At 38.9% G+C, this 23220-nt stretch carries 21 protein-coding genes; 9 read left to right on the top strand and 12 right to left on the bottom strand.

Features of this window, described 5'->3' with window-relative positions; translation table 11 throughout:
* Nucleotides 1-34: 34 nt before the first annotated feature.
* The 4 genes from FLEMA_RS0104080 to FLEMA_RS0104065 all read right to left on the bottom strand — a co-directional run bounded on the left by FLEMA_RS0104080 (nucleotide 35) and on the right by FLEMA_RS0104065 (nucleotide 3025).
* Entirely contained in the window at nucleotides 35-769 is a 735-nt protein-coding gene (locus tag FLEMA_RS0104080) for a carboxypeptidase-like regulatory domain-containing protein (protein ID WP_026994365.1), read from the bottom strand.
* 126 nt (nucleotides 770-895) lie between these two features.
* Nucleotides 896-1732 (bottom strand): phosphatidate cytidylyltransferase, encoded by an 837-nt coding sequence (locus FLEMA_RS0104075; protein ID WP_026994364.1) that lies wholly within the window; start codon nucleotides 1730-1732, stop codon nucleotides 896-898.
* A 142-nt stretch (nucleotides 1733-1874) separates the two neighbouring features.
* Nucleotides 1875-2090 carry a hypothetical protein gene (locus FLEMA_RS0104070; protein ID WP_026994363.1) on the bottom strand — a complete coding sequence of 72 codons (216 nt, stop codon included), beginning with the start codon at nucleotides 2088-2090 and terminating at the stop codon, nucleotides 1875-1877.
* A 14-nt stretch (nucleotides 2091-2104) separates the two neighbouring features.
* The gene (locus FLEMA_RS0104065) at nucleotides 2105-3025 is read right to left on the bottom strand and encodes a CPBP family intramembrane glutamic endopeptidase (protein WP_026994362.1); all 921 of its coding nucleotides are present in this window, start codon (nucleotides 3023-3025) and stop codon (nucleotides 2105-2107) included.
* A gap of 104 nt (nucleotides 3026-3129) precedes the next feature.
* On the opposite strand from FLEMA_RS0104065, the gene dusB reads away from it, so the two are divergent.
* From dusB to frr, 6 genes are all read left to right on the top strand, one after another.
* Nucleotides 3130-4128: a tRNA dihydrouridine synthase DusB gene (gene dusB / locus FLEMA_RS0104060; RefSeq protein ID WP_026994361.1), complete on the top strand. Its 999-nt coding sequence runs from the start codon at nucleotides 3130-3132 to the stop codon at nucleotides 4126-4128.
* A 153-nt stretch (nucleotides 4129-4281) separates the two neighbouring features.
* Complete coding sequence (locus tag FLEMA_RS0104055) at nucleotides 4282-4839, top strand: hypothetical protein (protein WP_026994360.1); 558 nt, start codon at nucleotides 4282-4284, stop codon at nucleotides 4837-4839.
* Between the two features lie 167 nt (nucleotides 4840-5006).
* Entirely contained in the window at nucleotides 5007-5918 is a 912-nt protein-coding gene (locus tag FLEMA_RS0104050; RefSeq protein WP_026994359.1) for a DMT family transporter, read from the top strand.
* Nucleotides 5919-5939: 21 nt separating this feature from the next.
* Nucleotides 5940-6437 (top strand): acyl-CoA carboxylase biotin carboxyl carrier protein subunit, encoded by a 498-nt coding sequence (locus FLEMA_RS0104045; protein WP_026994358.1) that lies wholly within the window; start codon nucleotides 5940-5942, stop codon nucleotides 6435-6437.
* A gap of 250 nt (nucleotides 6438-6687) precedes the next feature.
* On the top strand, nucleotides 6688-7398 hold the full coding sequence (gene pyrH / locus FLEMA_RS0104040; protein ID WP_026994357.1) for a UMP kinase: 711 nt from the start codon (nucleotides 6688-6690) through the stop codon (nucleotides 7396-7398).
* 115 nt (nucleotides 7399-7513) lie between these two features.
* A complete protein-coding gene (gene frr / locus FLEMA_RS0104035; protein WP_026994356.1) occupies nucleotides 7514-8074 on the top strand; it encodes a ribosome recycling factor in 561 nt (186 codons plus the stop codon).
* A gap of 79 nt (nucleotides 8075-8153) precedes the next feature.
* On the opposite strand, the gene FLEMA_RS67430 is transcribed toward frr, so the two are convergent.
* Entirely contained in the window at nucleotides 8154-9089 is a 936-nt protein-coding gene (locus FLEMA_RS67430; protein WP_044170765.1) for a patatin-like phospholipase family protein, read from the bottom strand.
* 235 nt (nucleotides 9090-9324) lie between these two features.
* On the opposite strand from FLEMA_RS67430, the gene FLEMA_RS0104025 reads away from it, so the two are divergent.
* Nucleotides 9325-10299 carry a polyprenyl synthetase family protein gene (locus tag FLEMA_RS0104025; protein ID WP_026994355.1) on the top strand — a complete coding sequence of 325 codons (975 nt, stop codon included), beginning with the start codon at nucleotides 9325-9327 and terminating at the stop codon, nucleotides 10297-10299.
* A gap of 315 nt (nucleotides 10300-10614) precedes the next feature.
* Here FLEMA_RS0104025 and FLEMA_RS0104020 read toward each other — a convergent pair whose 3' ends face one another.
* Nucleotides 10615-11331 carry a fatty acid desaturase gene (locus FLEMA_RS0104020; protein WP_026994354.1) on the bottom strand — a complete coding sequence of 239 codons (717 nt, stop codon included), beginning with the start codon at nucleotides 11329-11331 and terminating at the stop codon, nucleotides 10615-10617.
* Nucleotides 11332-11426: 95 nt separating this feature from the next.
* On the opposite strand from FLEMA_RS0104020, the gene FLEMA_RS0104015 reads away from it, so the two are divergent.
* Together FLEMA_RS0104015 and FLEMA_RS0104010 are read left to right on the top strand one after the other, a co-directional pair.
* Nucleotides 11427-11990, top strand: a complete 564-nt coding sequence (locus tag FLEMA_RS0104015) for a hypothetical protein (protein ID WP_026994353.1) — start codon at nucleotides 11427-11429, stop codon at nucleotides 11988-11990.
* Between the two features lie 335 nt (nucleotides 11991-12325).
* Entirely contained in the window at nucleotides 12326-13306 is a 981-nt protein-coding gene (locus tag FLEMA_RS0104010; RefSeq protein ID WP_026994352.1) for a PAS domain S-box protein, read from the top strand.
* Between the two features lie 5 nt (nucleotides 13307-13311).
* Here FLEMA_RS0104010 and FLEMA_RS0104005 read toward each other — a convergent pair whose 3' ends face one another.
* The 6 genes from FLEMA_RS0104005 to FLEMA_RS0103980 all read right to left on the bottom strand — a co-directional run bounded on the left by FLEMA_RS0104005 (nucleotide 13312) and on the right by FLEMA_RS0103980 (nucleotide 23200).
* Complete coding sequence (locus tag FLEMA_RS0104005; protein ID WP_026994351.1) at nucleotides 13312-14589, bottom strand: DUF2851 family protein; 1278 nt, start codon at nucleotides 14587-14589, stop codon at nucleotides 13312-13314.
* A gap of 223 nt (nucleotides 14590-14812) precedes the next feature.
* Complete coding sequence (locus tag FLEMA_RS67425) at nucleotides 14813-16273, bottom strand: c-type cytochrome domain-containing protein (protein ID WP_044170763.1); 1461 nt, start codon at nucleotides 16271-16273, stop codon at nucleotides 14813-14815.
* A 38-nt stretch (nucleotides 16274-16311) separates the two neighbouring features.
* Entirely contained in the window at nucleotides 16312-17379 is a 1068-nt protein-coding gene (locus FLEMA_RS0103995) for an NHL repeat-containing protein (protein ID WP_026994350.1), read from the bottom strand.
* A gap of 77 nt (nucleotides 17380-17456) precedes the next feature.
* On the bottom strand, nucleotides 17457-18782 hold the full coding sequence (locus FLEMA_RS0103990; RefSeq protein WP_026994349.1) for an alpha-L-fucosidase: 1326 nt from the start codon (nucleotides 18780-18782) through the stop codon (nucleotides 17457-17459).
* Between the two features lie 114 nt (nucleotides 18783-18896).
* Nucleotides 18897-20378 (bottom strand): DUF1501 domain-containing protein, encoded by a 1482-nt coding sequence (locus FLEMA_RS0103985; RefSeq protein WP_026994348.1) that lies wholly within the window; start codon nucleotides 20376-20378, stop codon nucleotides 18897-18899.
* A gap of 32 nt (nucleotides 20379-20410) precedes the next feature.
* The gene (locus FLEMA_RS0103980) at nucleotides 20411-23200 is read right to left on the bottom strand and encodes a DUF1553 domain-containing protein (RefSeq protein WP_044170762.1); all 2790 of its coding nucleotides are present in this window, start codon (nucleotides 23198-23200) and stop codon (nucleotides 20411-20413) included.
* Nucleotides 23201-23220: the final 20 nt, after the last annotated feature.

The following is a 23220-nucleotide window of genomic DNA, read 5'->3' as shown; positions in this document are numbered from 1 at the left end:
AAGAGGCTGTCATTTTCTTGACAACCTCTTGTATCTATTGGCTACTACCACCACTTTTTATTTCTTTCAATATTTTTTGTCGGCTTACGCCTTCGCTCGGAGCGTCCTCAAATGCCTTTTTGTAATCATCTCTTTTCAAATCTCCTCTTTTGATAGACTGAATAAACTGAGCCCATGCAAAAGGATTTGTAAAGGCCATCAATGGACTCTGATAGAAGCCTCTATTGGCCATATTGTAGGTCATTTGGTCTGAGAAATTACGGAAGTTACCAGCTCCACTCAAGCCTGCCTGCAACGACAATATATTCAGTTTGGACTGCTCTAGGTTTTTGGCCAAAGCATTTCTACCCGCTTCATTATCTAGCTTCATTTCCAGAAAAGCCTTTTTAAAAGCCTCCTCAGTATTATAAGGAAAAACCTTCACCTCTGCCAATACCCTCGACTCTTCGGCCATGCGTACAAAAGCCTGATGAGTTTGTTCTACATCTCTAGGAATAAGGTAAAATTTCTTTTTGTAACCCACATACGAAAACATGATGCTATCGCCTGGATATACATATATCGAGAAATTACCGAAGTTATCGGTCAAAGTACCTCTTCCCGAATGAGGGTTGAAGACATAAGCACTCGGAAGGAACTCAGAGTTACGCTCGGCAACTACCCTTCCTGAAAAAATCACGCTTTTGTCCTGCCCTTGTCCAAATGATTGAAAAGAAAACAGACCTGCAAGGGTGAAAAATAAAGCAAAATATCTGAGTGTTAGCGGCATCTTTAAGTATTTATTATTTTGATTCAACGAATTGAATATGCAAACTTATACATTTTAATGATTTGGACACTCGAATATATGTGAGGTTTAACAGTTTTTAACTTTTCTAATATATACAATTCTATCTTAAAAAAGTTTTAAAAACGTAATAATAAATGGTACAGACAACAAAAGGCCATCAAAACGGTCGAGAAAGCCCCCATGCCCAGGAATAGTCGACGCTGAGTCTTTTATTTTGATACTCCTCTTGAACAACGACTCCACCAAGTCGCCATACGTACCAGCTACTACAATAATAGCTCCACAAATATACCACTGCCAATCCTGTAGGTCGTTGAAATAATGAGCTAAAATAGAGGCTACCCCCATAGCTGCCAAAAAGCCACCAACGCTACCCTCCCACGATTTTTTTGGAGAAACTCGTTCAAATAGCTTCGTTTTCCCAAATTTTGTTCCTGCAAAATACGCCCCTGTGTCGCTAGCCCACAACAAAAACAAACAGCCCAAAGGACGTTGCCAGCTAAAACGATAATCGGGTGTTAAAAATGCCAAAATAATAATCAAGGCAAAAGGCAAAGCCACATAAATCACCCCTAAAAAAGTATAAGCAATATTTTTGAAAGGTTTTTCGTCGTCGGCTTTATAAAGTTTGATAAAAAATATCAAAGCCATTAAAGGCGACAACACATAATAATCTTCGTAAGGAACAATTCCTTTTTCAATCAAAAACGTAACTGTTACCAACACAAATCCACAAAATGTACCATAATAGGTTAAAGGCTCGTTGCCATCTAGCCCCAACAATTTATAAAACTCTAATTGTGCCAACACAGAAATAAGTGCAAAGAGGCCATAAAATGTCCAATCACTATAAATAATACAAAATAATAGAAATGGTATAGCTACCACCGCCGCAATTACCCGCTGTTGCAGGTTAGACATCCCTTGTAATTTTTCCTTCATTCTGGTTTATAATTATTAATTACCTATTGTTCTATTTATGATTATGAGGTTTGCAAAAACAACCCAATACCACCAAGCACAAATCGCTAAACATTAACAAAATACTTTCACATATATTTCTATGCAAAAGAGCCTGTGTACCTCATAATTGTTTAAATCCTCCTTCGTTTTCGAGCAGAAACTTGGCCAGTGTTGCCATTGTGGCGGGTACATAAAGTTCGCAAAGTCCCATCAAATAAGAGCTATCCCTTTTGTTTACTACTATCGCCTCGATTTGGTGTTCGTCTACTAAATAAGCCTTGGCCAAATCCGTTTTAAAAGGATTATCCGACTCATAAATTTTTTTCCAATCATTCATATCCTATCATTAACTCAAGTATTTCGACGCAAATAAAACCATCTTAACAAAAACAAACTTAATACAAACGAAATTAATATCCCGCTCCAAGGTACAGATTCGGTTTCAACAATATCGGTTTCGACAATGCCTATTTGGTGAAGATACGCCATTAATAACGTAAAACCATTATTCACAAAATGAGCAAACATAGCTACACCAAGGTTGTTGCTCCAAATATATAAATACCCAAAAATAGCCCCCAACAACATACGAGGAACAAAGCCATAAAATTGAAAATGAATAAAGCTAAATGCAAAAGCGGCAATCCAGACAGCTAAATGAGGGTTATTCCATTTTTTTAAAATAATATTCTGCAAAACACCCCTAAACAGCAACTCTTCGCTAATAGCCGCCGCCACAGCTACTACCAAAATAGCTACGATAAATTGTGACAAAGAATTGAATTTAGTTAAAAACAAGGTTAACTCTTTGGCAGCTTCTTCACTTTTTTGCATCCAAGTTTCTATTCCGTGCAGGGCTTCGGGCAAGTGAATATTTTTGTTCCATTCTATAAACAAACTATCGAAAGGCATAAAGCCTATAACCAATAGTATTACCGCCAACAAGGCATCGCTAGCAAAACCTTTTATTTGTAACGACTGAATATTACTTTTCTCGACATATTTCCAATAAAATAGAGCAGCCCCAATAAAAGGTAAAGGCGTTGCTAGCATTTGTAGCACCATCATACCATACCAAGCATTAGGATTTTGGGTAGGATTACTTTGAAATTCGGGGAACTTATCAATCGGAATTCCTGTCATTGAAGTAAAAACCACCAAGCCAATAGACGACCCTATTGCCAAAAAAACGAGGGTTAAACCCAGCAATATCAAAAACTTAGCAAATAGCGGTTTTTCAGTTTGTCTCGAAAATGTATCAAATTGTGCCATATTGGTTGTAAATTTACAGCAAAAATCGTGAGTTTGATGATTCTAACTGATTGTTTGTTGTAGGAAAATAATACTAAGCCTACCGCATTCATTGAGAATATATTATGGTAAAGATAAAAAATATAGAATTAGGAGACTTTCCTCTTTTATTAGCTCCTATGGAGGACGTTTCAGACCCTCCGTTTCGTGCCGTATGCAAAGCCAACGGTGCTGATTTGATGTACACCGAGTTTATTTCGTCGGAAGGACTCATTCGTGATGCGGCCAAATCTATTCAAAAACTTGATATTTTTGAATATGAACGCCCTATTGGTATTCAACTTTTTGGGTCAGATATTGAAACCATGCGAGCCTGTGGCGAAATTGCCACCAAAGCCAATCCAGATTTGATTGATATCAACTATGGCTGCCCCGTAAAACAAGTAGCCTGCAAAGGTGCGGGAGCAGCGTTGTTGCAGGATATTCCTAAAATGGTAGCCATGACCAAAGCCGTCGTAGAATCGACGCACTTGCCTGTTACAGTAAAAACACGCTTGGGCTGGGACGAGTCTACCAAAAATATTGAAGAAGTAGCCGAACGCCTTCAAGATATTGGTATTGAGGCTTTAACGGTTCATGGACGTACCCGTGTACAAATGTATAAAGGCGAAGCCGACTGGACTTTAATTGCTAAAATAAAAAATAATCCTCGTATCAAAATACCTATTTTTGGCAATGGCGATATTGATTCTCCACAAAAGGCCTTAGAATATAAAAATCGCTATGGTGTTGATGGTATCATGATTGGTAGGGCATCTATCGGCTATCCGTGGATTTTCAACGAAATCAAACATTTCCTCCAAACTGGCGAACATTTGGCAGCACCAACAATTCAGGATAGAATAGATGTTTGTAAAAAACACCTTGACTTTAGTATTCAATGGAAAGGGAATCATGTTGGTATTGTAGAGATGCGTCGTCATTATGCCAATTATTTCAAAGGAATACCACATTTTAAAGAATTTAGGATGCGTTTGGTTACGTCGTCGAGCTACGATGATATTCTTGAAATTTTAGCAGATGTTCATCAGTTTTATCTACAAGCTGAACCCTCTTTTGCATAAGTGTTATTTTTTATTTTATAGGATTTTCTTCAAAAAATTATCCTACATACTATAAAAGGCAAGGTTATTGTACAACAATAATGTTGCCTTTTGTGTTTTTGTAAAATGTTGTAGCAATAGCACAAAAAGATTGTCCTAAACTAAGTAGTTGTAGTGAAAGCAGGAATTATCATATTTCTTGTATTTATGAGTATGCCCTTGTTGACGTATGCCCAAGGACTCAAGCCCATATACCTTAGTTTTTCGTCGGGCAGAGACCTCAGCAGAGAAAAAGCTTTTCGTGTACTAGACTCCCACCCAAAGTCTACGAGTATAAGCCTAGAAAAACGCCTTCCTCAAAGCGAATTCTATGGACTAGGTATTCACTTCAGTCGTTTTGTTACAGAATTTAGCAATTATAATCATTTTTCGGTAAGGGGTTATCAGCATTTTGGCACTATCAATAATATTTCATCTGGTAATATCGACCCTTATCTTGCTGGCTTTATGGGAATAGATTCTTTTCAGGGAAATGCCCAACTCGCTCTTGGAGCATTGGTTGGTATGCGGATTATGCTTCACCCCTGTTTTGGTATTCATGCAGAAATCGGGTCTAGCTCTTCCTCACACAATAACAGTGCTTTTGTACAATTTGGTATGACAAGTTGTATAGGTTCTGGCACAAAATTGTTTAGCCCCAAACATAGAAATACTCGATGCCCCAAATTTTAGAGATATACCTTTGTAGGTTCTCTGTTGTTTTTCAAAACATCTTTATAAAGAGGTTTCTATCTATTCCTTTGCCTCCTCTTTTATTAGTAACGTATACTGAACTTTAGGCTACATCGGTGTGTTAAAAAAGTATATATTCGTTCTTTTAGCTTTTCAACTTCATTATAATGACAAAACACTCTACCGCTGCAACCCCCAAAAGTATCACTCCATCAAAACCACTTATTGCTTGGCTATTACTTGGGCTATTAGCACTCATCTGGGGAAGCTCTTTTATCTTAGTCAAAAAGAGTTTAATGGTATTTAGTCCTTCAGAAGTAGGTTCTTTGCGTATCTTCTCGGCTTTTTGTTTTTTCTTACCATTCTTCTTGTATAATCTCCAAAAAATACCATTTCAAAAATGGTTTCATTTTTTGCTAGTGGGTTGTTTGGGTAATTTATTCCCTGCATTTTTATTCTCATTGGCAGGTTCAAAGCTGGCCAGTGGTATTTCGGGGGCCTTAAATTCTACGACTCCCCTATTTACGCTAATTATAGGAGCATTGTTTTTTCATAATAAAATCTCACAACGACAAGCCATTGGTATTTTCTTAGGCTTTATTGGAGCATTATTACTTGTTTTGGCTGGGAAAAACGGCTTTAGCCTCAATGCATACGCCCTAGTGGTGGTATTGGCTACGGTGTGTTATGGGATCAACCTCAATCTCACCAAAAAATATCTTACCAACCTTAGCATCGACTCGTTTCTAATTACAAGTTGTATTTTTATGACAGTAGGCCCTATAGCTGGTGTGGTACTGTTTTCAGGTGAATTTATCAATAAACTCCAAAAGCCCGATGCTTTAGAAGCCTTATCGTATGCTGTACTGTTGGGCGTAATGGGTTCGGCTATTGCTATGGTGTTGTTCAACAAGCTTATTCAGCTTACTTCAGCAGTACTAGCCAGCTCGGTTACTTACCTAATTCCGATTGTAGCCATCATTTGGGGAGTATTAGATGGCGAAGCTATACTTATTGAGCATTATTTAGGTATGTCAATTATTTTAGTTGGTGTATATTTGGTCAATAAAAGTTCATAACAAAACAAAATACAAGCAGCCATGTTAAAAGCCAGTGTCAATAATAAAACTTTCGATATTCAACAAGCTTCGTCGGAAACCACTATCAATGGCCAAAATTTCAATTGGGATATTGCAGTGGCCAGCAACGGACAATTTCATATTCTTTACAACAATCGCTCGTACAATGCCGAAGTATTAGAGGCCGATTACCAATCGAAAGCATTTTTAATCAAAATCAATAATAATGTATATTCGATAGCGGTAAAAGACCGATTCGATATTTTGCTTGACCAACTGGGCATGGGTAACGCAACAGCCAAAAAAGTAAATGACCTAAAAGCACCAATGCCAGGCTTGGTAGTAGACATCAAGGTTTCGGTAGGAGATATTATCAAAAAAGGTGATACCTTATTGATTCTGGAAGCCATGAAAATGGAGAACGTTCTTAAAGCCCAAGGCGATGCCAAAGTGAAAGCTATCAAGGTAAATGCCAAAGAGAATGTTGACAAAAACCAAGTGATGATTGAATTTGAATAATACTTTTCTGGTAAGTGACTATACTTGGAATAACCCAAAAATGACCGTTTAATAATATCCATAGCTAAATATTAACTAGCCCAACTAAATTTTTATTTATTGGGCTATTTTTGTGGATATACCATCTCCTAAGTTAGTTTTTAAGCATAGTGTTGGCAGGAAATTATCCTATTTTGTAAAACTTCAAAACAGGTAAATATTCCAAACTAAAAAACTTTCTTTATCTTTGCGACCGAAAAAAAAAATTCTCATGGACAAACCCAAGTACAAAAGAATTCTTCTTAAACTCTCAGGTGAAGCCCTCAGTTCTGATGGCGAAGTGCTCGAACCTTCTATTTTGGAGCAGTACGCCCAAGAAATTAAAAAAATCCACGATTTAGGCATTGAAGTTGCCATTGTTATCGGAGGTGGTAACATTTTTCGTGGAGCAAGTGCCGCAAAGGTTGGTATCGACCGTGTTCAAGGCGATTACATGGGTATGCTAGCTACTGTAATTAACGGTATGGCTATTCAGGCTTCGCTCGAAAAACATGGTATGTTTACTCGCCTTATGACAGCTATCAAAATCGAGGCAGTATGCGAGCCAATGATTCGTCGTCGTGCTATCAGACACCTCGAAAAAGGTCGTATTATTATTTTGAGTGCTGGTACTGGTAACCCTTATTTTACAACCGATTCGGCTGCTGCCCTAAGAGCTATCGAAATTGAAGCAGACGTAGTACTGAAAGGAACACGCGTAGACGGTGTTTATACCGCCGACCCAGAAAAAGACCCAACAGCAACACGTTATTCAACTTTATCTTTCAGCGAAGCATTGAACAAAGGCTTGAAAATTATGGATGCCACAGCCTTCACACTTTGTCAAGAAAATAAAGTTCCTATTATCGTATTCGATATGAACAAGCCCGGTAATCTTTCGCAGATTGTACAAGGTGAAGACGTAGGAACCCTGATTAGTTAATCAAGGAAATGTGAATTTCGGATTGCACAAAGACGTTTTTACCTCTTTGTTGCTATCCGATTTTTTTTGACTTCACATACCCATATTTTGAATTCAAAACTCACTCATTACACAAATGGAAGAAATAGAATTTTATATCGATGCTGCTAAAGAAACTATGGATGGGGCACTGAAGCACCTAACCATCGAGTTATCTAAAATACGTGCAGGCAAGGCTACTCCAGCAATGTTAGATGGTATTCAGGTTGATTATTATGGAATGATGACTCCGCTAACAGGTGCTGCTTCTATTACCGTTCCTGAAGCTCGTACCATTGTGGTAAAACCTTTTGAAAGAAAAATGATTCCTGAGGTTGAAAAAGCCATCCGTAATTCAAATATTGGGCTTGCACCAATGAACGACGGCGAGGTAATTCGGTTGAATATTCCTCCTACTACCGAAGAGCGTAGAAAGGAATTAGTAAAAAAAGCTAAAGCTGAAATTGAAGTAGCAAAAGTAAACGTAAGAAAGGTACGCCAAGAAGCTAATGATTCTATCAGAAAATTGAAAAATGATGGTGTTTCAGAAGATGCCGTAAAAGCTGGCGAAGAACGCGTCCAGAAACTTACCGATAGCTATATCGTAAAAGTTGACAGTATTTTTGCCGATAAAGAAAAAGATATTATGTCGGTTTAATAATGAAGTTATTTTCGCATTAGCTGGCAGGTTTATTTGTCAGCTAATGTAAAATTTCTCAATAAGTGAACTCTGCCCCTTAGTAATGCCTCATTTCGTCTCGCCCCTGCTGATACCCCAATAATATTAATCGCTCTATATCGTCCTTATCAAACGATTGAATATCTATATTGAGTGGCTGATGCGGACGGATAATTTTTAACTTAATTCTTTTTTGTCCTTTCAAAATACCCGTTACAGCTTCAGACCCATCGTCGGGCAAGCATTCATTTCTGAATTCGGCCCAGTCCAAGTCGGCATTAAGACATTCATTTACAGCAATATCCATTACTCTGTCGACCAAAGCTAGCAAATTACCATAAGGAAAATACCCTCCATCAATATTGCGGGTGTGGCAGGCCACACAAATAATTTCGTCGGCACCGTCTTGAATAGCCCGCTTTACAGGAGCTACGTCTCGCATACCGCCATCCAGAAAAGCCATTTTTTTATGCTCACCAATATTCACTACAGGCATCAAAATCGGAATAGCCGATGATGCCATTACATAGTCTAAAAAATGCTCGTAAGATGGGTCGGCATATACAATATTGCCATTGATAATATCGACAGCCCCAACCTTTAGCCCTATCGGACTAGAATTGAGGTTTCGCATAAAAATGTTGTTGACCAAGATTTCTCGTAGTGGTGTGGTGTCCAATAATCCTTCAAAATTGCGGCGAATAGCACTCAAACCAAGCTCGTAAGTACCACGCCGCAAAGCCAACGATTCGGGGTTAATGATATTGTTACGCCAAAAGTCGCATAAATCTAAAGATGTTTGTACAAAATCAATCACGCCTGTTTCTAAAAACTGTCGCCCAAAATTATCGACTAAATACGAGGCATTCATGCTTCCTGCCGAAATCCCATAAATAGCATCAGGACGAAACCCAGCCTCAAAAATACTCCTGATAACACCTGTTTGGTAAGCCCCCTTTACAGACCCACCTGCCAGCACCAATATTCTACTCATTTACTCCGAGATTAGTTTTGTATGTTGTCAATTCCTGAACTCTTTACTTATAGCTCAAACTAAAATATGTTTTTTGTGTTATAAAGTTAGAGTAAGTTACCTGTTTTTTCTTTAAATAAAGTAATTTGCGTTCAAATTTAGAAAGGTGCTTAGACTTCGGATTTTTATGCACAAAACAAGGTTTTGTTTTTAAGCATTCTCAAAGAAAATAATCGGCACGAAGCAATTATATACAATGTCTCTATCAATTAAAGAAATACAAGCTCCAATATCCGCTGAGATGGAGGCCTTTGAGGGAAAGTTTCGGCAATTCATGAAAACCAAAGTAATGCTACTGGACACTATTATGAATTATATTGTCCAGCGAAAAGGTAAGCAATTACGGCCTATGTTTGTCTTTCTTTCGGCAGGTGTTTATGGCGAAATTACGGAAAAAACGTATCGTGGAGCTGCCCTTATCGAACTCCTTCATACTGCTACTCTTGTCCACGACGACGTTGTTGATGACTCTAATTATCGCCGAGGTTTCTTTTCGGTAAATGCCCTCTGGAAAAATAAAATTGCAGTATTGGTTGGCGATTATTTGTTATCGAAAGGACTATTACTGTCTATCGACCACGGTGATTTTGAACAGCTCAAAATTGTATCTACAGCCGTGCGTGAGATGTCGGAAGGAGAGTTATTACAAATCGAAAAAGCTCGTAGGCTCGATATTACCGAAGATGTATATTTTGAAATAATTCGTCAAAAAACTGCTACTCTTATTGCGGCTTGTTGTGCCACGGGTGTGTCGTCGGCTGGAGCCGATGCCGAAACCGTAGAAAAAGCTCGTCTTTTTGGCGAAAAAGTAGGAATAGCATTTCAAATAAAAGATGATTTATTTGACTACGGTGATGCCGAAATCGGCAAACCTTTGGGAATAGACATCAAAGAGAAAAAAATGACGCTTCCGCTGATTTATGCCCTTAATCAGGCTGGCTGGAATACCAAACGGAAGATTATCAATATGATTAAAAATGAGTCGGAAAACCCTAAAAAAGTAGCTGAAGTAATTGATTTTGTTAAAAAATCGGGAGGCTTGCAATATGCTACTGAGGTGATGCAGAATATCGTGAAAGAGGCTTTGGCTATTTTAGACAGCTTCCCCAACTCTCCTTATCGCCAGTCGTTGGCTGGTTTGGTGCAGTTTACCATAGAAAGAACTAAGTAAATTATAATTGCTTAGCCTTTAATAGCATCATCACAAAAGTTTCAATATTAATATGAGTCATCCCGAATTTTTTGATTAATAGTCAATAAAAGCCTATCTTTTGTGTATTTTCTGAATAGGGTGTGACTTAAGTCGTACCCTATTCAGAAAAACACAAAAGGATCTACTTCTTAAATCCCAATAACAAGAGGTCTCGATTGTAAATCATCACACAGTATCAGTGTTTCTAAGGTTTCCACCCTAGCATCTCTCCTCCTCTGTCTTCGTACAAAGCCACCCTACTAATCAACCACCTGACAATCAGATACATATCCTTCAAAAACCTGTACTTTTACCAATATGCTCAGTTTGTTCTTTTGCTTTGGCGAGTTTCCACCAAGGCAAATAGGGATATGCGTGATGTTCGTGGTGATATCCAAAGAAATAGCAACTCAAAAAAGCTGCCCAGTGATTTAGCTTTTGACTACGAGATTTGAATTTGTCGTCGGTAGGATGCTCGCCACGATGAGGTAAATAAGTACCAAAATAAAATAATTGAAGCGTACTCAAAATAGCGGGTATTTCCCAAAATAGAATCAGATTCCACATCGGAAACACCAATTTCAATACATTATAAGTAACGGCCATGAGTACAATTTGCCAAATGGTTACATATTCTAGGGCAAATTTGAGATACCAACGAAAGAAATTTCCATTAAAATAGTCAGGGTCGTCGTCGGATACTACATGACGATGGTGTAAATGGTGTTTTTGACTCAGCTTTTTAAAATTATTAAAAGCAAATAATGTGGCACAAAGCCAGCCTACAAAATAATTGAGCTTAGGATATTGAGGAGCAACAACCCCATGAATTGAATCGTGTGCCGTAATAAAAACGCCTGTATACAAGTGTGTTTGTAATAGTATAAATACATATAGCCAAGGGTCTGAAAACGACACTGTGCTGTTTAATAAATACCATAAACTGCTTCCCCAAAGCGAAATAACTCCTATCGCTATTAAGATACCCTTATTTTTATCAATCCATTCCATATATTTAAAACAAGTATATCTGTAACTTTGTTACAAATATAGGTTTCAATATATATCTAATCATCCAATTATATCTTAAAAGCATAACCAGTAGCATGGCCAAAATTGAAAAAGCCTTACAGGGAGCTATCCTTGAAATGTCTCAAAAAGAAAAAGACAAATTATTACTTCGCCTTGTTGCCAAAGACGACATCCTAATACAACGATTAGAATTTGAATTACTAGAAGCACAATCAACCACTGAGTCGAGAAGAGAAGAAATACGAAAAAATATCGACCGTCTTTATAGTTTAAGTGCCTATTCATCAGGCTATTTGATGATGGATATGCGAGAAATTAATGCTCAGATCACCAAACACTTCAAAATCACCAAAGATAAATATGGCGAGGTAGAGTTGCCCCTAAAACTACTCAAAGAATGTTTTGAAAAACAGCTTAAATGGATCGAAAAATACACATCTAAGTCCGATTCGTTGGCTCTCTATGTTGCTAAACGAACCGAAATACTCCTCAAAAAGGTAGTTAAGCTACACCCCGACATCCAATTTGATTTTTACGAAGACCTCAATACTCTTCTTACCTACCTACATCAATATGCCTCTGCATTTTATGCCAAAGAACTGAAAATCCCTAAACAATTTGAAATCAACGAATCTTAGTTAGCAGTAGATATTGGTTAAAATGACGTTATGCCTCTTTACAAATGTAGAATAAGGCCAATACTGAAGCTTTTCAATGATTCGCTAACTACTGAATAGCATTATTTATAAGCTGAGTAGTTTTGGTTAAATTGATGCTTTTTTGAGCAAAATATAGCTTTAGCTAGATTCACAATACCATCATAAAGTAATTAATAATCCATTTATTATTAGTAAAATACCGCCAATATAAAAATATATCTTACCAACTATCAGATATTTATTTACTAACCCGTAGGATTTGGCCAAGCTGACAAATATCTATTTACTCTTTTCATATCCTTACTAAAAATTATATGCCCAATATTCCTCAGAGTTTGCTCGACTCTCAGTTTGTTTATGTTGTTACCATCAATTTAGAAGGTATCATCACTTTTGCATCAAGTGCATTCCAGGCGAAATTCGGTTATCTTGGTCATCCTTTAGTAGGTATTCCAAGCCTCGACACGGTGTGCATAGAAGACCATCAAAAATGCCGAGATGCCGTTGAAAAATGCTTTGAGCAGCCTACTAAGCCAATCCCTGTGGTTCTGAGAAAACCTTATTTGAATAAAAAATTTATTTCGACCCAATGGGAGTTTTCATTACAATTAGACGAAACAGGCAACCCTTCTGAAATCCTTTGTATTGGTCATGATATTACGCATACCGAAGAGCTAGCGATAAAGACTAATGTTATTTCAAAAATGCTGCTCGAAAATCAAGAAAAGTATAGTAATATCTTTGAATTGTCGCCAGTTGGTATTGCACTAAATACCATGGATGGGCAGTTTTTTGAGGTTAATCAAGCATTCGCTAACATAATAGGATACTCAAACGATGAAATTCTTCAATTGAACTACCGAGTTTTAACACCTCAAAACGAAATAGCAACCATAGAAGAGCATTTAGAAACACTAAAAAAGAAAGGTGTTTTTGGTCCATTTGAAAAAAGATGTCTTCATAAAGATGGACACACCATTTCGGTTCTTTTACACAGACGAATTTTTTACGATAAATCAGGCAATAGCTATATCGTATCTATTATTCAGGATATTTCTGCTATCAAGGAAAAAGAACAAATTATTTTAGAGCAAAATAGGAAGCTCAAAGAAATATCTTTTACGCAGTCGCATATTATTCGGCACCCACTTACCAATATTTTAGGTTTGGTGATGTTGCTTGAACGAGAAGGTATTTCTGAAAATGCCCATAACTTCGTCATGATGATTCGTGAAAGTGCCGAACAGCTCGATAGCCTTATCCGAAACGTTGTGTACAAATCTTCTCAGATTTGACATAGCTATTCCTTTAAAATAGCCAAGCCAACGTGACATTCCAAACACTTTTGGGCAGAGCAATAATTATTGTACCATTCTATGGCCCCTTGCGAATCGAAGGCTGTTTGTATTGGTAAACCTATACGCTGCCAATGGGTTATGATAGTATTTGTTTCAGCACTCATACTTTCCAAAAGCGTTATGGCTTTATCCATAAAATCAGCCTCTTTTCGATAAGTTGCATAACTGGCCATCAAAGGCACAATGGTATTGATAAGCATATTTTCGATAGAGCTAAGCCCCAGTGTAGGTACTTGCGTAGTGGCTGTTTTTCCAAAAACATAGTGTGTTCGCCAATAACCAGATTGTTCGATTTTTAGGAGATGGATAAGGGTTTTCTTTTCTTCAAAATGAATAAATAAAGAAAACAGGTTGATATTGTGATATAATAAGGTAGCAAACTGAGCCAGCCGAACCGTTGGAAAATTGGCAGGTCGCATTCGCATAAACTTCCATTCGTGTTGCTTGATAACGCCCTGTTCTAATTGATATTTTTGGGCTAAAAACTTAAATTCACTTTTTAGTTTTTTTTGATATTCATCAATAGGCTCTTCTTCTAAAAAGCCTGCTATTCCAAAAATAAGAGCCTCTATTTGGAAAAGGCTATTTCGGTGTTTTTGGATAATTTTAATAGGTAAGTATTTTGCCAAACGCATAAATGGCTCGGCATTGACATGGAAACCAAAGTTTTTGGCCAACGACAAATACGCCACTTCTTCCCAGTCGAGTTTCTTTTCGGACAATAATTGCAGTATATCTTGGGCTTTTCGTTCTAATCGATTCATCAAGGCTTTGTCGAGCATCATCAATTTTTTGATGCGTTCTACCTGCCCAAAACTTTCGACACATGGCATTGAATGCGAGCTTTGGAAAAGCTGTTGGTATTTGTGCCATAACCCTTGAGCAATAATATCTTTGCCAACCAACGTAGGAATCGGTGTTCCGTCTTTTCTCAGAATAAGGCGGTCGTTGTCCCAAACAAAATGTAAAATCACATTTTGGTACGCCGTATCGTGCTGATGAGCGTGCTGTTCCCAGTCTGAGGCTTTGAGGTGTATTTCGACACTGCCAACCCATTCTACATCGCCAATAATAATATGAGCATCTTGGAAGTCTGCCCCTGCATGGGTATTGTATGTTCCTACTTTCAGGACTTGGATAGATTCGTGGTTACTGGTAAAAAGCTGAAGAGAGGCAAATTTCTGAAATCGCCAAACATGGTGTAAAAACACTTCTTGCATATTGATTCACTAATTAAGTATAGACCTTTCGTTGATTACAACGAGTAATTTAGCCATTAAATATTTGAATATCAATAGCCTTTCCATAATTCTGTGAATAGGTAGATGGGTATTTGTTACTCAATCACGTTTGCCCGAATATGTTTTAATAATAATGCTTATTCTATTAGTAGCCCCATGGTTTTTGTGCCAATAGAATAAGCATAAATAAAACACTTCACTGCTATTTCGTCAGCTTATTTTCAGCTACAGGAGTTTCTTTCCAGCCGTTATCGACCTCTACTTGAGGCAAGGCTTTTTTAAGAGCGTCAATGCCTGCCTGTGTTACTTTGGTTTGCCAACAGTAAATACGTTTTAAACCTTTCAGAGTCGTTAGTTTTTTCAATCCTGCATCCGTAATAGGGGTATTTACCAAATTGATATATTCCAAATATTTCATATTTTGGAGTTTTTCAATACCAACATCCGATACTTGGGTATATTCTAAATTAAGACGAACCAAGTTTTTCATTTTAGCTATTTCGGTCATCTCCTTATCTGTCACTTGTGTTCGGCTCAATTTTAGCCAGATAACCTGCTCAGTTAAGTCTGATAGTAGATTTATTTGGGCAAAGTTGAAATTTTTGGCATTCACAAAATTAACTTCTAGGAAATTTTGGTCTTTGGCAACAGGCATTACCAATACATCCAACTCGTTGAGTTTTTTAATGATATTTTGGTCTGGCTTTGCTACTTTTTCTTGAAAAACAGCCGAGATACTTTCGCCACTTGCGGTATTTTCTTCAGACAGCCCACCACCAGCCAAAGCAGCCAAAATAGGTTTTATTTTCTCATCCGATTTTACTTGTGCAACCTTTTTATCAAAACCTCCACCATTTTGAATCCACCAATGTACCAAAGCGATTTCCTGCTCGGTAAGAGGTGTTTTTCCTTTTGGAGGCATGTGATGTTCATCTTCGGCGGGTAACAAGAGGCGTTTGAGCAACTCGCTTTCTGTAGGATTTCCTGCTTTGATAATAGCACCGTGTTCGCCACCTTTCATCAACAAATCTTCTTTATCCATACGCAAACCACCCTTTATTTTATTGGCATTATGGCATGACCAGCATTTTTGTTCCATAATAGGGGCTACTACATCTTGGTACACCAAAGCCTCGTTGATATTCTCAATTTTCTTGGGGCCAGCGTTTTTTCGTGGTGGCAAACCCGCCAAGCTTCTAAATGGCTCAGGGGTGTATGCGTAGAGGTAGTCTTCGCCATGTGTCATATTGCCTCCTAAATGTCCTGTACCAGTAAGAAGAATAACAATAAGAGCTAAAACAGGATAATAGGTTTTTTGCATGGTGTGGTCGCTCATCCAATGCTTTTTGATATACCAAGCCGCCAAGGCCGTTAAGGCTACACCTATACCCATCCACTGATGTAAAAAGAGGGTATTTTCATCGTATTCGCCTGATAGCGATAATAACCAACCAAAAATACACGAAATAATAGCAAAGGCCGTTCCCCAAAGTAGAATCGGTATAATGGCTGGTTGAAGAGCCTCAAGCCCTTTACGGCGTGATAGGTATTCTAAAATAGCGGCTATCATTAATATACCAATAGGCAAATGCACAACTACTGGATGAAAATGACCAAAAAACATTGCCCAGTCGGACGGGGCAGTGGTTTGTAATACAATCATTGATATGCTAATTACAATTTGAAAATAAGTAAATACTATTATGCTAATCTTTCAAGCTTGATGGGATATGTTTTTTGAGAATTCCATTGAGGAATATAGATATTTTCGTCGGAATCTACATATACGTCATGGGGGTGCATAAATACATTATGGGGGTCATCTTTGTGTTGACGTTGCAAAACGCCATCTTTATACGTAGGCACTGACCCACCAGGCGTAGACACCACCTTCATGTTTTTATCTAGTACCTGTATATATCCCGAATTATTCCACGAGCTATCGCCACTTCTAAATGCTGCCCCAAATACATAGTCGCCATGCAATACTGGCCTACAGATATAAGTACCGGGCAAATGATATACCGTCAAGAATTTTCCATCGAGCGTAAACCGTTTCCAACAGTTATTCATGCGGTCGGTAATAAGCAAGGTTGGATTTGCCTTGTCACGGGTATCTACCAAAACCCCATGACAGCAATTAAATTTATCGTCGGTGTATTCATTAGAAGCACCTCCAAAATGCCTAATATAGCGTCCTTTGGCATCGTACTGAATAATATATTGTGAGCCATATCCATCGGCTACATAAATATCGCCATTTTTAGGATTGACGGCCGTTTCGGTTGGAACAAACTGGTTAGGAGCATCGTAAACACCCGTTTCTTTGGGATATTCAATTTTGAAAATCACTTTTCCTTTCAAATCTGTTTTGATTACCTGATGTCGAGCATTGTCGCATATCAGTAAAAACTGCTCGCCCCCTTCATTAAAAATAGTAAGGCCATGTGCTCCTGGGTAAGTAGTGCCCCAAGTGTCTAATAGCTTACCCGATTTGTCATAAATCACGATATTGTTTTTGGTTTCGTTGGTACACATAATCAAACGCCCCTTGGCATCTTCGACCATTTCATGACAGTCGTTTACGGGATTTTTGCCAGCGTCTAGTATACCCCATCCTGCCACTACCTTGTAGCGATGCGAGTTGTGCCCAATAATCACTTCGCCCACTTTGGGCATTACAGGCTTAGAGGTGCCTCTTATCATGCCTGCACCAGCCAAAACACCTGTATTTTTCATAAATTCTCTTCGGTTCAATTGATTATTCATAGTTATTAGTTTTTCAGATTTGGGTATAGTAAAAGCAGAGCGTAAAGTATCTAGCTGTATTTACGCTCTGAAAAACACTATTTTTCTAATTCAATTACCGTGTCTAAACTATCACGTTGGGCTGAATTTATATCAAACACATAAAAACCGTTGTCTAGTTTTTGAAACTTTACGGCAGTGCCACCTTTAAAGTATTTGGCTGATTTGATAGCAAAAGGTACTTTCAATAAAAATTTATCTTCTTTTTGGTTGAGTAAGTGAACATATACTTTATTTCCTTTTTCGGTAACTGCCCCCCACTCTTGCGGACGAACAAAACCTCCTTTTGTACCATAGATAGTTTCGCCGTATACCTTCATAAAGTCACCTACTTTGGCTAGACGCTCAACAAATTCGGGTTGAATTTCGCCATTGGGCATTGGCCCAACATTCAACAAGAAATTAGACCCATAACCTGCGGCTCTTACCAAATAGTCGACCAACTCTTTGGGTGATTTATAATTGTTATCTTTAATATTAAATCCCCAAGCACCGTTGAGGGTTTCACAGGCTTCTAATGGCAAACGACCTATTTCTTGTCCGCTCAATCCCGATTTATTTTCCCCTGGCAAATCTCTTTCAAACATTTGGAAATCTTCTCCTGGCAATGGCAACAAATGGTGATTATTACCAATCAAACAGCGAGGTTGTAGTTTGTGAATCAATCCATATATTTCATCATATTTCCAGTCAATTTTTGATTGTAAGGTTTTATCATGGTCGTTGTCGAGTTGATCCCAGTGGCCATCAAACCAAATCGTAGAAATCTCGCCATAGTTGGTCAACAATTCTGTCAATTGGTTTTTCATAAACTGCAAATAGCTAGCATAATCACTTTTTTGGGTACGTCCAGTTCCTTTTCCTGTTTTGCCTGTTTCGTAAGGATAATCGTTGCGATACCAGTCAAGGAGCGAATAATAAAGGCAAATTTTGATACCTTGACGATGACATTCATCTGCAATTTCTTTTACAATGTCTCTTTTGAAGGGTGTATTGGCAATGCCCCAATCAGAGTATTTTGTATGAAAATTGCTAAAGCCATCGTGATGCCTTGTAATAAGGGTAATGTATTTCATTCCTGCATTTTTGGCAATACTTACCCATGTTTTAGCATCAAAATCGACGGGGTTGAAGGCTCTTTGTAATTTATGGTAATCAACAACTTTGATATTTTTGTTGTTCATGACCCATTCGCCATCGCCCAAGACACTCGATGCCCCCCAGTGAATAAACATACCAAAACGCGCTTGGTCAAACTCCTCACGAGCCTTGAGGTTATCGGCTGTAGGCGTATAAGTTTGAGCAAACAAATTGACTACCAATAGTAAAGTTAACAGTACAGATAGTACACTTACTTTTTTCATATTACAGTTGATTTTAATTGTTGAGATACTTTCAACTAATAAAAGGTAGTTTGCTCAAATTATACTTATCCTCTTTTTTATTAAACTTTTTCAAGTAAAAGATTGCCGAATAGATTAAGCAAATACCTGATTTATCACCTTTCCATGTACATCGGTCAATCTAAAATCTCTTCCTTGGAACGGATAGGTGAATTTTTCATGATTAAATCCTAAAGCATGCAAAATAGTAGCTTGAAGGTCATACACCGATGTTCGGTCTTTGATTCCTGTATAACCAATAGGGTCTGTTTCGCCCAGCGAGAAGCCTTTTTTCATGCCTCCGCCTGCCATCCAAACAGTAAAGGCTTCGGTGTGGTGGTCACGACCTTTAAAGGGTGTTTCTTTCCCTTCTCGGTTTTCAGACATGGGTGTTCTACCAAATTCGCCTCCCCAAACTACCAACGTTTCGTCGAGTAGCCCTCGCTGTTGTAGGTCTTGTAACAAAGCTGCAACAGGCTGGTCGGTTTCACGGCATTTGTTTTGCAAACCCTGAATCACCGAGTTTTCGGCTTGTCCTCCATGATTGTCCCATCCCCAGTCAAACAATTGTACAAATCGAACGCCATTTTCTACCAATTTTCTAGCCAACAAGCAGTTATTGGCAAACGACGCTTTGCCAGGCTCTGTACCATACATTTTATGAATATATTCGGGTTCGGTATTGATATTCATAACTTCGGGTACTGTCATTTGCATCCGAAAAGCCATTTCGTACTGCGAAATTCGAGCCAAGGTTTCGGGGTCTTGAAACTCCTCGTATTGTTTTTTATTAATATCATTGATAGCGTCAATAGCACTTTTCCGCAAGTTTCGATTAATACCCTCAGGGTCTGAAATATATAAAACAGGATCGCCTTGGTTTCGACACTGCACCCCTTGATATACCGAAGGTAAAAACCCACTTCCCCAAACAGATTTTCCTGCGTCGGGGTTATTGCCACCTGAAGCCAAGACTACAAAACCAGGCAAATTTTGGTTTTCTGAACCCAAACCGTACGTTACCCACGAGCCAATACTAGGACGACCCAATCGGGCAGAACCTGTGTGCATTAGCAACTGAGCGGGCGCATGGTTAAACTGATCGGTGTACATGGCTTTTAAGAACGTAAGCTCGTCGGAAACCTGCTGAAGATGAGGTAAATTATCTGAAATCCATGCTCCCGACTGCCCATTTTGCTTGAAATTGGCCTGTGGGCCTAGCATACTGGGTACACCACGAATAAAGGCAAATTTTTTCCCTTCCAAAAAAGACTGCGGACACTTTTGTCCATTCATTTTTTGTAATTCGGGCTTATAATCAAACAGCTCCAACTGCGAGGGCGAACCCGCCATGTGAATATAAATAATCGACTTGGCTCGGGCTGGAAACTGAGGTATTTTAGGAAAAAGTGGGTTACCTACCTGCTCATTAGTGGCTGTTTCTGAACCACCTAAACCACAACTTTGTAAAAATGAACCTAAAGCCATCATTCCCAATCCTGTTGTACACTGCTTGAGAAAATGACGACGTGTTTCATATTGTAAGGCTTCATTCTGAAGTTCTTGTAATATTTTCATGGCTATTTTATTGTTTAAGGTTAAAATAGAGCTTATTCTTTTGTAATAAATTCGTCCAAATTAAGAATCGTGCTAGCCACCATTGTCATTGCCGCTAGTTGTGGCGAATCGTGGGGCTTGATTCTGTCGTCGGGACATACATTTAGTAGCTTATTAGCATCGTTTGGTGACTTGCGATAATTTGCTAATGCTGTTTGATAGAGTTTTAGTAAAATAGCCTTTTTATCAGGCGATATTTCTTTGGACAATGCCAATCGATAGCCATCTTCTATTTTTGTATCTATCTGATTACCTGATACCTCCATTTTTTTGGCCAAGTTAATAGCACATTCTACATACACGGGGTCGTTCATTGTAACCAAAGCCTGTAAAGGTGTATTGGTACGGATTCGCCTTGCCAAACAAACCTCTCGGCTAGCTCCATCGAAGGTAATCATAGATGGATACGGGCTAGTTCTTCGCCAAAAAGTGTATAAAGCTCGACGGTGCTGGTCTTCGTAGTTACTTATTTTCCAGCTCAGTCCGCTATAAGGATTGGCCCATAACCCTTCGGGCTGATAAGGCATTACACTTGGGCCAAATAGTTTATCACTCAGCAAACCACTCACCAGCAACGCTTGGTCACGCACTTGCTCGGCCGAAAGGCGTACTCTTGGCCCGCGGGCTAATAAGCGATTCATAGGGTCTTTTTCTCGTAAATCTGGAGTTACCCTAGAATCTTGCTGATAAGTAGCCGACATCACTATATATTTGAGGAGTTTTTTGGGTTGCCAATCAAAATCATCCATAAATTTCACCGACAGATAGTCCATTAGTTCGGGATAAGAAGGAGTAAATCCTTGCGTGCCAAAATCTTCCTGAGTTTCTACCAAACCTGTTCCAAATAGCTGTTCCCAAAAGCGGTTTACAGCCACACGAGCCGTTAATGGATTTTGATTGCTACCCATCCAAGTAGCCAAGCTCAAACGATTCTTGGGGGCATTGTCGGGTAGTTTTCCAAAAATAGCAGGAATAGCAGGATGCACTTCGGTAGTTTTGGCTGTCCAATTACCACGCTCCCACAAATGTGTTTTACGATAATATTCTGTAGGATTTTCTAGCAAAATAGGCGTTGTATTTTCGGGTTCGGCACGCAACAAGCTAATAAATCGAGCTTGATTTTCGGCATATCCTGCTTTTCCTTTTCCTGGAAAATCCTCCATGAATATAAAATACCCAACAATACAAGTACTTTGGTCGGGTTTTACTTTGGGGTTTTTAAAGGTCAAAAACCAATCTTCTTTGGCAGGTAAACCTGCTGGTAACGGCACGATTTTATAATCCCAAGAGTTTGTCCAGCCACCTTTTTGTGTAGTATCTAGCCTAATTGTCGTTACGATAGGGCCATTTACAGCACCTCTGTGTACTTCCAGAGTGGTGGCACTGCCTGTTTTATTGCCATAAGCAATCAGGAGTTGTGTTTTATTTTGTAAAGGCAGTTCTTTAAAACGTACCGAACCGCCATTTCTAATTCCTAAATATTTGTTATCGGCCAGTGAGCCATTGATAAATTGGTCGCCCCAATGAGGGTGAACTTTGGGTTCGAGAAACCTCACCAAATCGCCAAACTTATGAGCCGATTCGGCCGAAACATTGGTTTTAATCCAGTTTTTCAATTGTTCATACTGGGCTTTTTCTTCAGGCTTAAACTGCCTTAAAAAAGGCGAGTCATCGGGTACATCTTCGTCGCGAGTATTATTGAAGAAGGCCATGTATTGGTAATATTCTTCATGGCGAATAGGGTCGTAAGGGTGCGAATGGCATTGTACGCAGGCAAATGTTGTACCCTGAAGTACCTCCCATGTGGTATTTACCCTATCTACCAGTGCTGCATTTCTAAACTCTTCGTCGTCGGTTCCTCCCTCGTCGTTATTCATGGTGTTGCGGTGAAAAGCCGTAGCAATCAACTGCTCGTCGGTAGGGTTAGGCAACAAGTCGCCAGCTAGCTGTTCTTTAATAAACTGATTATAAGGTAAATCTTTGTTGAAAGCCTCAATCACATAATCACGGTATTTCCAGATATTGCGTTTTTCGTCTTTTTCATAGCCTTTGGTATCTGAAAACCGTGCCAAATCGAGCCACATACCCGCCCAGCGTTCGCCATATCGAGGAGAAGCGAGTAATTTATCCACCATTTTCTCATAAGCATTGGCCGAGTTATCAGCTAAAAATTCGTTTAATTGCTGGCTTGTAGGTGGTAAGCCCGTCAGGTCTAAGCAAACTCTACGAAGTAACGTAGCCTTTTCGGCCTGATTGGCATGGTTGATACTTTCTTTTTCTAAACGGTCGGACACAAAATAATCTATATCATTTTTTTCCCATGCCGACGAAGAAAACCAATTAAAAACACTAGCAAACATACTTTTGCCCGGTACGTCGGGCCTTTGAGGCTGGCTAAAAGCCCAATGCTCGCCCCAATTAGCTCCTTGTTTTACCCATTTTCTTAGGATTTCTATCTCTTCTTGGGGCATAGCCTCCTCTTTGTAAGGCATACGCTCTTCGGGGTCTTTACTGGTAAGCCTGGTAATAAACTCAGAATGGTCGGGGTCACCCGGAATAATAGACGGCTTGCCCGACTCCGTAACAGCCAAGGCTTCTTCCTTAAACAATACGCTAAAACCTCCTTGTTTTTTTACACCACCATGACACGAAATACAGCGTTTATTAAGAATGGGTTTTACCTCGGTGCTATAGTCAACTTGGTCGCCATTTCTGAGCAGATAGATACCGTATCCTGCCACAGTAAGCACAACCGTTGAAGCGAGTATTTTGGTAAGATTCATTGTTTTTAGGTTTATTTTCG

The organism is Flectobacillus major DSM 103, assembly GCF_000427405.1.
Lineage (GTDB): Bacteria > Bacteroidota > Bacteroidia > Cytophagales > Spirosomataceae > Flectobacillus > Flectobacillus major.
This window is presented reverse-complemented; position numbering and strand designations above follow the sequence as displayed.

What these genes read in the sequence shown, in the direction of transcription:
- FLEMA_RS0103980 (WP_044170762.1), bottom strand. Translation starts at nt 23,200, where the DNA reads ATGAATCTTACCAAAATACTCGCTTCAACGGTTGTGCTTACTGTGGCA.
- FLEMA_RS0104065 (WP_026994362.1), bottom strand. Translation starts at nt 3,025, where the DNA reads ATGGCACAATTTGATACATTTTCGAGACAAACTGAAAAACCGCTATTT.
- frr (WP_026994356.1), top strand. Translation starts at nt 7,514, where the DNA reads ATGGAAGAAATAGAATTTTATATCGATGCTGCTAAAGAAACTATGGAT.
- FLEMA_RS0104075 (WP_026994364.1), bottom strand. Translation starts at nt 1,732, where the DNA reads ATGAAGGAAAAATTACAAGGGATGTCTAACCTGCAACAGCGGGTAATT.
- FLEMA_RS67425 (WP_044170763.1), bottom strand. Translation starts at nt 16,273, where the DNA reads ATGATTGTATTACAAACCACTGCCCCGTCCGACTGGGCAATGTTTTTT.
- FLEMA_RS0104080 (WP_026994365.1), bottom strand. Translation starts at nt 769, where the DNA reads ATGCCGCTAACACTCAGATATTTTGCTTTATTTTTCACCCTTGCAGGT.
- FLEMA_RS0104020 (WP_026994354.1), bottom strand. Translation starts at nt 11,331, where the DNA reads ATGGAATGGATTGATAAAAATAAGGGTATCTTAATAGCGATAGGAGTT.
- FLEMA_RS0104025 (WP_026994355.1), top strand. Translation starts at nt 9,325, where the DNA reads ATGTCTCTATCAATTAAAGAAATACAAGCTCCAATATCCGCTGAGATG.
- FLEMA_RS0103990 (WP_026994349.1), bottom strand. Translation starts at nt 18,782, where the DNA reads ATGAAAAAAGTAAGTGTACTATCTGTACTGTTAACTTTACTATTGGTA.
- FLEMA_RS0104050 (WP_026994359.1), top strand. Translation starts at nt 5,007, where the DNA reads ATGACAAAACACTCTACCGCTGCAACCCCCAAAAGTATCACTCCATCA.
- FLEMA_RS0104070 (WP_026994363.1), bottom strand. Translation starts at nt 2,090, where the DNA reads ATGAATGATTGGAAAAAAATTTATGAGTCGGATAATCCTTTTAAAACG.
- FLEMA_RS0103985 (WP_026994348.1), bottom strand. Translation starts at nt 20,378, where the DNA reads ATGAAAATATTACAAGAACTTCAGAATGAAGCCTTACAATATGAAACA.
- FLEMA_RS67430 (WP_044170765.1), bottom strand. Translation starts at nt 9,089, where the DNA reads ATGAGTAGAATATTGGTGCTGGCAGGTGGGTCTGTAAAGGGGGCTTAC.
- FLEMA_RS0104005 (WP_026994351.1), bottom strand. Translation starts at nt 14,589, where the DNA reads ATGCAAGAAGTGTTTTTACACCATGTTTGGCGATTTCAGAAATTTGCC.
- FLEMA_RS0104010 (WP_026994352.1), top strand. Translation starts at nt 12,326, where the DNA reads ATGCCCAATATTCCTCAGAGTTTGCTCGACTCTCAGTTTGTTTATGTT.
- FLEMA_RS0103995 (WP_026994350.1), bottom strand. Translation starts at nt 17,379, where the DNA reads ATGAATAATCAATTGAACCGAAGAGAATTTATGAAAAATACAGGTGTT.
- FLEMA_RS0104045 (WP_026994358.1), top strand. Translation starts at nt 5,940, where the DNA reads ATGTTAAAAGCCAGTGTCAATAATAAAACTTTCGATATTCAACAAGCT.
- FLEMA_RS0104015 (WP_026994353.1), top strand. Translation starts at nt 11,427, where the DNA reads ATGGCCAAAATTGAAAAAGCCTTACAGGGAGCTATCCTTGAAATGTCT.
- pyrH (WP_026994357.1), top strand. Translation starts at nt 6,688, where the DNA reads ATGGACAAACCCAAGTACAAAAGAATTCTTCTTAAACTCTCAGGTGAA.
- dusB (WP_026994361.1), top strand. Translation starts at nt 3,130, where the DNA reads ATGGTAAAGATAAAAAATATAGAATTAGGAGACTTTCCTCTTTTATTA.